General features: G+C 54.4%; 11 protein-coding genes. 8 read left to right on the top strand and 3 right to left on the bottom strand.

The window, feature by feature from the left end:
• Positions 1-192: 192 nt before the first annotated feature.
• The gene (locus EYC87_RS10510; protein WP_279252826.1) at positions 193-756 is read left to right on the top strand and encodes an NnrU family protein; all 564 of its coding nucleotides are present in this window, start codon (positions 193-195) and stop codon (positions 754-756) included.
• Positions 757-929: 173 nt separating this feature from the next.
• Positions 930-1,682, top strand: a complete 753-nt coding sequence (locus EYC87_RS10505; protein ID WP_040541596.1) for a hypothetical protein — start codon at positions 930-932, stop codon at positions 1,680-1,682.
• On the opposite strand, the gene EYC87_RS10500 is transcribed toward EYC87_RS10505, so the two are convergent.
• From EYC87_RS10500 to EYC87_RS10490, 3 genes are all read right to left on the bottom strand, one after another.
• Entirely contained in the window at positions 1,683-3,140 is a 1,458-nt protein-coding gene (locus EYC87_RS10500; RefSeq protein WP_279252825.1) for a M48 family metalloprotease, read from the bottom strand. It abuts the gene before it with no gap.
• Positions 3,141-3,442: 302 nt separating this feature from the next.
• Positions 3,443-5,062 (bottom strand): glycerol-3-phosphate dehydrogenase/oxidase, encoded by a 1,620-nt coding sequence (locus EYC87_RS10495; protein ID WP_279252824.1) that lies wholly within the window; start codon positions 5,060-5,062, stop codon positions 3,443-3,445.
• 29 nt (positions 5,063-5,091) lie between these two features.
• A complete protein-coding gene (locus EYC87_RS10490; protein WP_279252823.1) occupies positions 5,092-5,979 on the bottom strand; it encodes a LysR family transcriptional regulator in 888 nt (295 codons plus the stop codon).
• 95 nt (positions 5,980-6,074) lie between these two features.
• Here EYC87_RS10490 and EYC87_RS10485 point away from each other — a divergent pair, with 95 nt between their 5' ends.
• The 6 genes from EYC87_RS10485 (at position 6,075) to EYC87_RS10460 (ending at position 13,344) form a co-directional block, all read left to right on the top strand.
• Positions 6,075-7,211: a citrate/2-methylcitrate synthase gene (locus tag EYC87_RS10485; RefSeq protein ID WP_279252822.1), complete on the top strand. Its 1,137-nt coding sequence runs from the start codon at positions 6,075-6,077 to the stop codon at positions 7,209-7,211.
• 84 nt (positions 7,212-7,295) lie between these two features.
• A complete protein-coding gene (locus tag EYC87_RS10480) occupies positions 7,296-8,243 on the top strand; it encodes an HlyD family secretion protein (RefSeq protein ID WP_279252821.1) in 948 nt (315 codons plus the stop codon).
• Positions 8,236-9,171, top strand: coding sequence for an ABC transporter ATP-binding protein (locus EYC87_RS10475; RefSeq protein ID WP_007229414.1), 936 nt, complete (start codon positions 8,236-8,238; stop codon positions 9,169-9,171). The genes EYC87_RS10480 and EYC87_RS10475 overlap by 8 nt, the downstream gene beginning before the upstream one ends.
• On the top strand, positions 9,168-10,274 hold the full coding sequence (locus EYC87_RS10470) for an ABC transporter permease (RefSeq protein ID WP_279252820.1): 1,107 nt from the start codon (positions 9,168-9,170) through the stop codon (positions 10,272-10,274). The genes EYC87_RS10475 and EYC87_RS10470 overlap by 4 nt, the downstream gene beginning before the upstream one ends.
• Before the next feature lie 72 nt (positions 10,275-10,346).
• Complete coding sequence (locus EYC87_RS10465) at positions 10,347-11,411, top strand: rhodanese-like domain-containing protein (protein ID WP_279252819.1); 1,065 nt, start codon at positions 10,347-10,349, stop codon at positions 11,409-11,411.
• A gap of 286 nt (positions 11,412-11,697) precedes the next feature.
• Complete coding sequence (locus EYC87_RS10460) at positions 11,698-13,344, top strand: peptide ABC transporter substrate-binding protein (RefSeq protein WP_279252818.1); 1,647 nt, start codon at positions 11,698-11,700, stop codon at positions 13,342-13,344.
• The last annotated feature ends 1 nt before the right edge of the window (position 13,345 follow it).

Raw genomic sequence — 13,345 nt, 5'->3', positions numbered from 1 at the left:
GCGGAGTGGTTGTTATGCGCAGACAGGAAAGGGCGCGGATTGTAGGCTAAACGCCGCGCTACGGCCAGTATGCTGTCACGTGAAAAATAACAGCCGCAAGCAAGCGGCCTACTTTCACCAGGACATACCAGAGATGACGAAGTCGACAATGGGCGCTAGACTGATTAGCAACTCACCAACATGGACAAAGACATGACCCTTCTCATCGCCGGCGTATTACTCTGGTCACTGGTTCATTTCATTCCCTCGGTTGGGCACTCATTCAAGCAATCGCTCACCGGCAAGCTTGGCGAGGACGGCTACAAGGGCGTGTTTTCGCTACTATTGGTCGCGGCCCTCCTGATGATGGTGTTTGGCTGGCGCAGCATTGATCAACCAGGCTTCCTCTACGCCCTTCCCCTCTGGACGCGTCACCTGGGCATGCTGCTTATTGTCATTGCCTTTATCCTGTTCGTAGCCGCCGGAGTGCCCACCCGCATCAAGCAGATTGTTCGGCACCCACAGCTCACCGGAGTGGCAATCTGGGCCGCTGCTCACCTGATGATGAACGGTGACAGTCGATCACTGGTATTGTTCGGCGGCCTGGGTACATGGGCCATACTGGAGATGGTGCTCATCAACCGTCGAGATGGTGAATGGGTCAAGGCTGATGTGCCCGCTATGGGGCAAGAAGTCAAAATCCTAATCATCAGCCTGGTGGCGGTCACAATCGCCATCTTCGCGCACCCCTGGTTAGCGGGTGTGGCCATCATTTGATGCCTTTGCGGATTGTTTTGCGCCCGCGGTACAAATAGCGTCCCTGGCCCCTCGAAGCGGATCTATGGAATATTGCGCGCACAGTTCGTGTTGATAAGACCCCGACAACAGCGTATTTTTAAATGCCTCAGGGCAGGCCTGAGACTGACCCAAACAACTGGAAAAATATGCCAATGAAATCAACACTATCCATCTTCGCAGCTGCCTCTTTACTGGCTGTGAGTGTAGTAACCGCAGACACCCTGGAACTTGCCGACGGCACCTTGCTGGAGGGTGACATGGTCGGTAGCAGTAACGGCATCATCATGTTCAATACCGGTGACGATATCGAGGCTTACCCTGAATCTGAAGTGGTTGGTATTTACCTGAGCGATGGCGTAGCCACCCGCCAACAGGAATTACAGAAGCAGCAGAATCAACAGAATCAACCACAGACGATTACGGTGGCTGAGGGCACTCGGCTGGTGATTCGGATGTCTGAAACTATCGACACCAAGCGTCACTCCGCCGGCCACCGCTTCCGCGGCCAACTCGAAAGTGCGCTAGTGGTGAATGGTGTGACTGCTGCTCGCCGCGGCACGACGGTCTATGGGCGCATCCTGGGCGCTTCCCAGGCCGGGAGACTCGCCGGTTCTTCCGACATGACAATTGAGTTTACCGACTTGCTGGTTGACGACCAGATGCACAGCATGCGCACCCAGGGTTTGAAAGCCCAGGGGAAGAATGAAGCTGGCCGCACTGCCGGTCGCACTGCACGGGCCGCTGCGCTAGGTGGGCTGTATGGCGGCAGCTCCAGCGCCAAAAAAGGTGCCAAAGTGGGTTTGGGGGCAGCAATCTTGACCTCAGGGTCCAGCATCAACATCCCCGCCGGCACCCTGGTAGAAACCAATCTGGCGACAGCGTTGAATCTGCCTTATCCCGGCTGATTAAAACTGACCCAGGGCTTTCCCCACCTGGTGGAAAAAGCTCATGCGCCGGTTGATGCGCTCTATGGAGACATCATCCGGCGCCAGTTTTAACGCGAGTTTCAGCTGATCAAGCGCGGGCGGCATTGCCCCTTTTAGGAAAAAATACTCGGCTCGCGACTGATGCAAGCCGAAGCGGTTCCCCGCTAGCCCCTGTACTTCCGCCAGCCAATACCAGAGGGTCACGTTAGTTGGCTTCAATTTCGCATGTGCTGTTAGTACCTGGTCCGCTTCTGAATAACGGCCCGCCTTAAAATAGGCTTTGCCCAACTGAATGGTGATCGGATGATTACCCGGCACCAGTTCAACACCCCTCTTCAACTTTTTTATTGCACTATCGAATTTTTCTTCTGCCAGGTCGATGTCCGTCTCTGCGAGAGCATAGGTCATGTTAGTCGGACTATATTCACGCATCGGAGCTAATAACTCTCGTGCCTCCGCATACCCGCCATTGTTGGTCAGCGCCAGAATCAAGGCATACTGGGCAGCGACTGCCTCAGCGCCTTTCCGTTCCTGACGTTTTTTTCGAAAGTAAGCGACGGCTTGTTCAGGTTGGTCGATAAAACTCAACTCTACGCGCGCTCGTATCAAGTGGAACTCAGGATTATCCTGGTAAATACGCGCCGGGAATTGCGCCGCCCTGTTACGCGCATCGGCTATTCGACTCTCGGTCAGTGGGTGAGTCATTAAAAACTCGGGCGGCCTACTGCCGTACTTTCGCGACTGAGCCTGCATGACTGAAAACATTCCGGCAGCCCCTTTAGGGTCCATACCTGCTGCTACCTGATTTTGCATACCCACCCGGTCAGCCTCCTGTTCGTGCAGTCGGCTGTAGCGCAAGGATGCATCCTGTGATGCTGCCTGGGAACCAGCAATTGCAGCTATACCTGCGTCACCGCCACCTGCAGCCACCGCAACCATCCCCGCGAGCATTCCTGCTAACGCCATTTTCCCGGTCTTCGCCGCATTCTCCTGGCCACGCGAAAAATGCCGTTGACTCAGGTGGGCAAGCTCGTGGCCCAACACCGATGCCAGTTGAGCCTCACTCTGGGCAGCCAGGAGCAATCCGTTATGCACCCCGACCACTCCGCCGGGAACCGCAAATGCATTAATACTTTTGTTGTTGACCAACACCACTTCAAGACGCCGCTCGCGCAACTGGCTGGTAACAGCCAAACGATAAATAAGATTCTCGGTATAGTCCTGGATCAGTGGGTCACTGAGAATCGGAGCCTGCCGGCGAAACTGCATCAGCCACGCTCTTCCCATCAGATATTCCTGGGAAAGTGAAACTGCATTGCCCTCGCCAAAATCGGGTAAGACGCCGTCCTGGGCTCGACTCTGGCAAGCGCCCAATACCAGGCAAATGCCTAAAATCGCAATTACCAGATATCGAAGCACTGAGTTGTCATTCATCATGATCGTTTAAACTTTTATCACATGCGTTCAACAGCGTAACAGCCGTTAACCAGTCTAAAATGGGGTAAGTGCCATTGGTTCACTGACTCCCAACCCTATTAGGGCGCGGGTATTAAACACCATATTAAGGGTCTCGTCGCGCAGGTTGAAACCCCCTCCAGCCGTATCCAAATTCTGCGCACTCAGTACAGGGCCCGGATTAACGCTCACCCTATCTTGGGCGATTCGGACCCCGCAGCCAACCCAACAACGAAAAGCAACCAACCTCGGCAGGAATAGCAGCATTTTTTACACTGCTGAGTTCACTGCGAGCTTTGCCCTCTGCTCAAGTACTCCTGCAATCGTAGATTGGCCTGCTCACCAAACAGAATATCGCAGGCTTCCTTTAAGCCCGGGGCGCTCTCGATATTTTCCCAGCGAATTACCTGTTCGATTTTAGAGCGGCGGCGCATAAAGTCCTCCAGCTTCACGACCATTTCTCGACGGGCAGCCAGCTCTATTTCGCAACGGGTGTATTCAGCACTTTCTATGAGCAGCGTTGCACAGCTTTCATCCTCACGGATGCGCTCCAACAAGCCAAAAGCGGCGGTGCCGTAGCGCCGCCAAAAGCGTTCAGACAATGATTCCGAGGAACTCGAGTCGGTGAGCGCATCGAGGTTCATTAAACGGGCCTGGAGCATAAACTCGTCCCGCTGACTGCTGGAGGGTTCACCGTACCACCGGTTTTCCGGGTAGGGAATAATGACACCCATGTCAGCTACCTTATCGACCACCTCATCACCAACATTGAGGCAATCGGTGAGCTTGCCACCGAAGATGGTGAGATGACGATGATGTTCACTTTGCTCGATAACATGTTTTCGCGATAGCTGAACCCAGTCAGCCGCGCCCCCTTCACCCTGCATCGCCAGCGGCCTTACACCGACGCGCTCGGCTATAACATTCTCAGGCACCAGGGGTTCATCCAGGTCCAACAAGGCATTAACATTGTCCAACACGAACTGGCGATCCTGCGGAGTCACGCCGACTTCGGGATCCTCCACCTGGGTATCTGTCGTTCCAATGCAGGTTTTCGGACCCATGGGAATGAGGAAAAACAAGCGGCCATCGCTGGCAAAAAAAGTAAGCACGCGTTTGTTGTCAGTCACCCGATCGACAATCAGGTGAATGCCTTTGGAGAACAGGTGGTGATAATCAGTACTCTCCCCGGACAATTTATTGTGAGCATCTGCATACGGGCCACAGGCATTAATTAAAACTCTGGAGCGAATCTGCAATTCCTCGCCGCTCATGCAGTCGCGGGCTGTGGTATACCAAAGTTCACCCACTCTGCGATTAGCCACAGACTCCACATAGTTGGTGGCGATACAGCCGTAGTTCAGCGAAGTGCGGATAAAGTTGAAAACAAAGCGCGCGTCGTTGTCGTAAAGATAGCAATCAGAATATTCGAGGCCTCCGGCTGCATTGCTGGTATTGACCACGGGCTCGCGACGCTCAAGATCTTTAGCCGTGTAGTATCTCGGTGAAGCCGTCTTGAAACGACCCATAATCCAGTACAAAACTGCGCCCAGAAACACAAAAAATGACCAGAAGCGAAAGCCGCGCTGGATAGTAGTGAAGAAGCGAATTTCCTTAACAGTAGAAGGGTAGGCCCGCATCAACTCGTTGCGCGATTTGCACAATTTGTTCACCAACAAGTACTCGTGGCTCTCCAAATATTTGATCCCACCCCAGGCAAGATTGGAAGAGTTGGAGCTTGCGCCGCTGGCAAAATCTTCCTTTTCGATCAAGGCCACCTTCACTCCTCGGCCTGCAAGTGCTGCAGCGGCGACCGCACCATTGATACCACCGCCCACAATCAGCACGTCATAGACCTGCTCGGTGAGTTTTTCCAGATTACTGCCACGTAAACTAACTGCCATGTTGTTACCTCTTTGTGAGTGGCGACACTCTACAATTTCCAGTGTTCCTCGCATAGGGCGACAAAGCTGTTTGCGCTTTCGTTAAGCTGTTTGCCGGAGCGATAATAAAGCCCCACCTGCTTATCAATCGTGCTAAAGGAAACGTCATCAATTATATGGAAGTCAGCGCAATCGTTATGCTCTTGCAATAAACGCCGGTCGATAAATGTGACCCCCATACCCTCCTTCACCATGTGAATACGGAGTAACAGACTGCTGACTTCCCACACCGTGCTGAATTGATCGCGCAATCGTTGGATGGAAGGGCGCAGTTCCGGGTTATCCAGTGCGGAAGTAATCAGCGGGGTTTGCTGTAAGGCATCGGCATCCCCTTTCTTCATATCCTCAAACCTGGGATGTCCCGGGCTCACCACCAAATGTCGTGTGTCCGTGTAAAGAGGGATCGTAGTAAACGCCTGCATATCTTTCTGGAAGGGACCAAAGCCCAGCTCTACGTTTCCCGCGAGCACCGCGTAGATAATGTTACGCGCTGGCATCTCCGATATTTTCATCCGCACCTGCGGGTTAAGCCGGTAGAACGCGCTGATTAGCCTGGGAGCGCTAAAACGGTTAATCGAGGCACTCAGGGCCAGGTTGAGGGTCTCCGACTGTCCCTGACGAAGTTGGGCGATATCTTCCAGAGTTTGTTGCTCGCCGGTGAGCACCTCGAAAGCATGGTCGAACAGGCGACGTCCGGCATCCGTGAGCCTGAGTTCCTTGCCTCGGCGAATGAGCGAGGTGCTCACCTTACTTTCCAGGCCAGCAACCGCCTGACTGACCGCAGACTGGCTGATATGCAGCGCCTCAGCCGCCCTGCGAAAGCCCCCTTCCTCAATTACGGCACGAAACGCTCGTAACTCACTGTTTTCTAACCGCATATAAGCAATCCTGATACTTTGATAAGTAAGATTAACCCAACTAATAATTTACGGCGCTATAATGTGAAAAAGTACCAAAACAGAGAACCGCAAGCATGTCCAAGACACAATCCGTATTTTCTTATGATCTGGCTGGCATCGTAGTAGGCGAAACCTCCATCTCTGATGTTCAGGGAGACAAGGGCCTACTCAGTTATCGGGGCATAGACATCAATGACCTGATTGGTGTTCCTTTTCTTCACGTGGCCTGGATGGTCATTTTCGGTGAATGGCCCGATGAACAGGAGAAAAGCAACCTGAAGAGTTTTATGTGCAGACATGCCCGGCTCTCTCATGCCGAGCAAGACCTGCTGGGACAGATTTCCCGCGACTTACACCCCATGCTGATGTTGCAGGGCTTGATCCCGTTGCTGCAAATGCCCGAAGAAGACACCCTGGGCAAGGGCCTGGACGCAGAGCAAGGCTTGTTTATCGCCGCCAAGCTTTCTGGCCTGATTGCCGCCCATAACCGCCTTGGTCAAAACAAAGTCATCCTGCACCCGATTGCCGGCAAGCTGCGCCATGAAAACTTCCTGACCATGTTCCACGGCAAGGCACCATCCCCCGAGCAGGTGCGCATGCTTGATGCAGCGCAGATCCTGCAGATGGAACACAGCTTCAATGCGGGCACCTTCGCCGGACGCGTTTGTGCGAGCACCCTGGCACCTATCCAGTCCTCTATCTCTGCGTCCATTGGCACACTATTTGGTAAATTGCATGGGGGCGCGGATCAAGCGGCCCTGGAAATGGCGGTTGAAGTCGGCAGCCCGGAGAATGCCGCTGCCTATGTCAAAGATTGTCTCGCTAACAAAGTGAAAATCATGGGTATGGGCCATCGCGAGTACCGCACCGTAGACCCCCGCGCCAGAGTGCTCAAGCCCATGGCAGTGGAGTTGTGCCAGGACGCACAGAGCAAAAATCTACTGGCAACGCTGGTGGCTGTCGAAGAGGCCTGCCAGCAGGAGTTCAGCGCCAAGGGCAAGGAAATCTGGGCCAACGTGGAGTTCTACAAAGGCGCCGTGTTCCATAGCCTGGGCATTCCGCCGCAATACTTTACCTCCATGTTTGCCATGGCCCGGGTTTACGGTTATATCGCGCACTTCCTCGAGTTCAGACAAGAAAGCCGGTTGATTCGCCCCCGCGCCTCCTACGTTGGCAAATCGCCCGCGGCAAGAGACCAGTCCGCAGCCTGATAGCCGCCGGCTCCAGGTCATGCCGGCTGTAAGTGGCTCTCGATTGTCGGCCGCCCCCGCAACCCTGGCACAGGAGCAGTTTCAGTGATCCGGTTTACCCTTCTCTGCCTCTTCCTTGGCGTGCTCTGCGCCTGCAGTGACCAAAACGCCGATCAGGCGCTGGGCACCCTGGAAAGAGATCGCGTCGTTCTGAAAGCCACCGACAATGAAATCATCACCGCACAGCCGATACCTGAGGGCACCCAGGTGACCCAGGGAACGCTGCTCGTGCAGTTGGACAACACACGACAACAGGCAATCGTTGCAGGTGCTCGTGCTGAAGTCGGACGCGCCTCTGCTCAGTTGGAAGAACTGCGCAACGGAGCAAGACCCGAAGATATTGCCGCCGCCAGCGCTCGCGTAGCGGGCGCCAGAGCCGCGCGGGTGGAAGCCCGGGCCAATTACCAACGTGCCGTGTCATTGGTAGAGCAGAAACTTGCCGCCCAGGCTCTGCTCGACGGTGCCCTGGCCGGCAGTGACGAGGCGGAAGCTAACCTCGAGTCAGCTGAAGAAGAGCTGTTGCGGCTGACCAACGGCACGCGCCAGGAACAGTTGGATGCCGGAGACGCCGTTGTGCAATCTGCGCAAGCGCGTCTGGCATTGGAAGAGCACCGACTGTCAGAGTTGTCTGTGGTTGCCACCCGAGATGCCTACCTGGACAGCCTGCCGTGGAATGTTGGAGAACGCGTCAACCTGGGGGCAACTTTGGCGGTCATGCTAGCGGGAGACCGACCCTTCGCCCGCGTTTATGTTCCCGAGCCCTGGCGGGCGCGTCTCAGTATTGGCGATGAATACCCGGTAAACATCGACGGTCTGGAAAAAACCTACGCCGGAAGATTGCGCTGGATTGCAACCGAGCCGGCTTTCACGCCCTACTATGCCCTGAACGCCTCCGACCGATCCCGACTGGTATACCTGGCGGAACTGGATTTACTCGAAGGTGAGGACCTACCTACCGGCGTACCTGTGCAGGTGATGCTGGCAAATGACTGAACTGGCCATCCAAACCCATGGCCTGTGCAAGCGTTTTGGCGATCTGATCGCCGTTAATGAATTGAACCTCGAAATACCCAAGGGCGAAATTTACGGCTTTCTTGGACCCAACGGCTCGGGCAAAACCACTGCGATCCGCATGCTGTGCGGCCTGCTGACCCCTAGCGATGGCGAAATTTCTGTACTCGGTTTGCAGATACCACGCGATGCCGAACAACTGCGCTTGCGTATTGGCTACATGACCCAAAAGTTTTCCCTTTACGATGACCTCTCAGTCAGCGAAAACATGCGCTTTATGGCAACGATCTATGGCCTTGGGAGCGCCGCTAGCCGCGACCGGGTTGAAGAATTGCTCAACCGATACGCCTTGCAAGGGATGCGCGACCGCCTCGCCCATGACATGAGCGGCGGCCAGCGCCAACGCCTGGCCCTCGCGGTGGCAACGCTCCACCAGCCGGACTTATTGATTCTCGATGAACCCACGTCAGCAGTAGACCCTGAAAATCGGCGGGATTTTTGGGAAAAGCTGTTCGACCTTATCGATGAAGGTACCACGGTGTTAGTTTCTACCCACTACATGGATGAAGCAGAGCGCTGCCATCAACTCGCCGTACTGGAAAACGGCTACCTGCGCCAAAGCGGCCCTCCCCAGCAACTAATGGATGAACTCAAAGGCAGAGTCCTGGAGGTCAACGGGCCTGATCTGCGCACTGTGAAGAATCTCGTCCTCGAAGTACCCGGGGTGCAGTCGGCCGCCCAACAGGGGCTGCACTTACGAGTTCTATTCACTAAAAACGGGCCCTCTGGTGACGCTGCGATTTCACGCCTGAATGAGGCTCTCCCCAACAGGAATCTGTCCATTATTCAGGGCAAACCCAGCCTGGAAGATGTGTTCGTTGCCTGCACTAACGGCGAGGACCACTTATGAGCGCGCTGCAACGCATGGGCGCAGTCGCCGCTAAAGAGCTGCGACAGTTATCGCGAGACCGGGTAACTTTTGGCATGGTGGTGATGATTCCACTGATCCAGCTCTTAATGTTCGGCTTCGCCATTAATACCATGGTGCGTAATATTCCGGTGGGGGTCGTTGATCTCAGCGGCAGCGCCGCCGCCCGGATAATTACCGAGCAGGTGCGTGTGACCCAGGTAGTTGAGATCGTCGCTCTATACAACACGCCCGCAGAAGCAGAAGAGGCCATTGTTGCCGGCAAAATTCGCGCGGCCCTGGTATTGCCTCGCGACCTGCCACAACGACTGGCGAGTGGAGCCACTGCCGGCCAATGGATGGTAGATGGATCCGACACAGTGGTTGGATCGGCATTATTGGGCTTGCGCAACATGCCTTTGAGACACACTGCCGGTAGTCCCCGAGAGGCTTACACCCAACCAGAGCCGAGCTTTGAAATCGCCCTTTTCTTCAATCCGGAGCGGCGCTCCGAAGTCAATATCGTACCCGGCCTGACTGCCATCATTCTTACCATGACCATGATCCTGTTTACGTCTGTCGCCCTGGTAAGAGAACATGAGCGCGGTAATATGGAATTATTGATCACAACACCGATAAGGCCATTGGAGTTGATGCTCGGCAAACTGCTGCCCTACGTGTTTGTCGGACTCATTCAGATCACTATCATTCTCGGCCTGGGCAGGCTGGTGTTCAACGTGCCGTTCCAGGGTGCGGCCCTCGACCTGGCAATAGTCACCCTTGCCTTCATCGGCGCCAGTTTATCACTGGGCCTGCTGATCTCCACTATCGCCAAAACCCAGATGGAGGCGATGCAGATGACCATCTTCATACTCTTGCCATCCATACTACTGAGCGGCTTCATGTTCCCCTACGATGCCATGCCGCGGCTCGCCCAATACATTGCCGAAGCGCTCCCTGCTACCCATTTTATGCGCCTGATCCGCGGCGTATACCTGCGTGGAGCTCACGCAGACCAGATGCTGACGGATCTGCTATGGCTGCTGGTGTTTACTGCTATCATGCTTACCATCGCCACCAAACGCTTCCATAAAAGCCTGGACTGACATGGTCAGCTATGCGCCAACCGCCCTGTCGACCAGGCTTTAAAGCTCCTGCAAATTGCGACCGGACTTCCTATGATTTTTCGCCAATTGTTCGATATAGAATCCTCAACTTACACCTATTTGCTGGGCTGTGAAAACACTCACGAAGCCATCGTGATCGATCCGGTATTCGAGCAGCACGCCAGAGACTCGGCACTGATCCGTGAATTGGGGCTGAAGTTGCGCTATGCACTGGACACCCACGTTCATGCCGACCACGTCACCGGCGCCTGGTTAATGAGTCAGACGCTGGGAGCGCAATCAGTTATCGCCGAACACGCTCGGGTTACCGGGACCGACGTTAACGTCAGCGATGGCGATGTTCTTGGATTTGGCAATTGCTCGGTGACCGTAAGGGCCACACCAGGGCACACCGATGGGTGCCTGACCTACGTCACCCGCGATCAGGATATGGCATTTACCGGAGACTGCCTGCTCATTCGCGGCGCCGGACGCACTGACTTCCAGGCCGGCAACGCTCATCAAATGTGGCAGAGCATTCAAGAGCAGATTTTTACACTGCCAGACACCTGCCTACTCTACCCCGGTCACGACTATAGCGGACGAACCGTCTCCACAGTGAAGGAGGAGAAAGCCTTCAACCCACGCATTGGTGGAGAGGCACTGGAGGAGGATTTTGTCGGCTATATGAATAATCTGGCATTACCCCATCCACGATTGATCGATATTGCGGTGCCTGCAAACCTGCGCAGTGGCCGCCCTAAAGACGACAGGCTACCTGGCACTATTGAATGGGGTCCTGTGATGGTCAATTTTGCCGGCATACCTGAAGTCGCACCGGACTGGGTAGCCAGACACCGCGGGGACTTGTATCTATTGGATGTCCGCAGTCGCGGTGAATTCGAGGGCCAGTTGGAACATATCGAAAGCGCCGTACTCATTCCCCTGGATGAACTGCGCGAGCGACTTGAAGAAATACCCACCGACAAACCGGTAGTCGCGGTCTGCCAATCGGGCAAACGCTCCGCCATGGCAACCCAGATTCTGCAAAGCTCAGGTTATCCAGAGTCAGCAAACCTCGCTGGCGGAATGATCCAGTGGCATCGCCTGGGATTACCCTGCAACGCCCATTCATGAACAGCTGCTATCGATCAGCATTTATCCAACATGGCCTCAGGGAGAAGAGCGAATGATTCAGGATGGCCTCGCGCTAATCGGCATTCTCGTGGCAAGAGAAATCGGCTGCCGCACAGGCCTTGTACCGTTTTTTCTCTCATCCTGCTGCTAGTTACCGACCTGGCTCGCCCAACAGGCTGCATGGTTAAAACCAACCCGTTAGCGATGAATAACCTCGTTGAAAAGCTGCAGCAATCAGTCGGGAAGTGGGTATAATCGTACCGATCTTACTGGCCGAATTCTCGCAATGAATCATAAACTTTTATGCTGCTTTTTAGCGGCACTGCTAATCACCCTGACTGCCTGTGGCGGCGGCGAATCCAACGTAGCCCAGGGCAATCGTGAAGGTATTCTTCATTTTGGCAACGGATCCGAACCCCAGGGCCTTGACCCGCACGTCGTTACTGGAGTGCCAGAGAACAAGCTGATACGCGCCTTGTTCGAGGGACTGGCGGTTAAAAACCCCTACACTCTTGAGCCCGAGCCCGGCGTGGCTGAATCCTGGGACATCTCCGAGGACGGCAGGATCATCACGTTCCATATTAACCCGCAGGCAAAATGGTCCAACGGTGAGGCAATGACCGCCGGTGACTACATTTGGTCCTGGGAACGAGCGCTGAGCCCAAAGATGGGCAACCTGTATGCATACATGCTATTTCCCATCGTCAATTCTGAGGCCTATGCCAAAGGCAAAATAACAGACTTCGACCAGGTTGGCGTAAAAGCCCTGGACGACCAGACCCTACAGGTGACTCTGAACGAGTCCACTCCCTATTTTATTCAGCTGATGGACCACTATTCCACATTCGCGGTGCACCCGGAAACGATAGAAAAGCACGGCAAGAAAACTGACCGCTTCACCAAGTGGACCCGAGTTGCAAACATGGTCAACAACGGGCCCTTTAATCTCAGCGAGTGGAAGCTCAACCGACGTATTGCGATGGTAAAAAGCGACACCTACTGGGACCGGGCTAATGTAAAGCTCAACGGTGTGGTGTTCTATCCCACTGAAAATATCGTGTCCGAGGAGCGCATGTTCCGCGTAGGCCAGCTGCACTACACTCAGGGCATTCCCCTGGATAAAATTCCCATCTATCAGGCGATGGAAGATACGCCCTATATCCAAGCGCCCTATCTGGGCACTTACTTTTACCTTTTCAACACTACGCGGCCACCGGTAGATGACGTTCGGGTACGCAAAGCCTTATCCATGTCCATTGACCGGGAAAAGCTCAACAATACAGTGCTGCAAAAAACCAATGTCGCGGCCTATAGCATTACTCCGCCAGACACTATGGGTTATAACCCTCCAAAGCTGTTCGACTATGATCCGGCGCTGGCCAGAACATTACTGGCTGATGCGGGCTTCCCCGATGGCGAGGGCTGGCCTGGACTAGAGCTGGTATACAACACCTCGGAAAGCCACCGAAAAATAGCGGTAGCACTGCAGCAGATGTGGAAAGACGCTCTCAATATTGAAGTGACCATTTCTAATCAGGAATGGAAAGTTTATCTCGATTCAGTCACCCAAATGGATTTCCAGATCGCCAGGCGCGGTTGGATTGGTGACTACGTAGACGCCAACAATTTTCTCGACCTGTACCTCACCGATGGCGGTAACAACAACACCGGCTTCTCTGACCCTCGCTATGACGAAATGATTCTCAAACTGGCGCCGCAGGCTAAAACAAGAGAAGAACGCTATAGGATATTTTACGAGGCAGAGACCATGCTGATGGAGCAAATGCCCATACTCCCTGTCTATACTTACACCAGCAAGCACCTAATCCACCCGAGTGTGAAAGGCTTGCCATCGAATCTGATGGATTCGCTGAATCTGAAGTACGTGTCGTTAGATCCGAACTGGGAAAAAGCGCAGACGGAGAAGAAGTAAG

It is taken from the genome of Candidatus Seongchinamella marina, from assembly GCF_026262685.1.
In the GTDB taxonomy this organism is placed as follows: domain Bacteria; phylum Pseudomonadota; class Gammaproteobacteria; order Pseudomonadales; family Halieaceae; genus Halioglobus; species Halioglobus marinus.
Note: the sequence above shows the minus strand (reverse complement) of the source record. Positions and strands in the feature narration are given on the sequence as shown.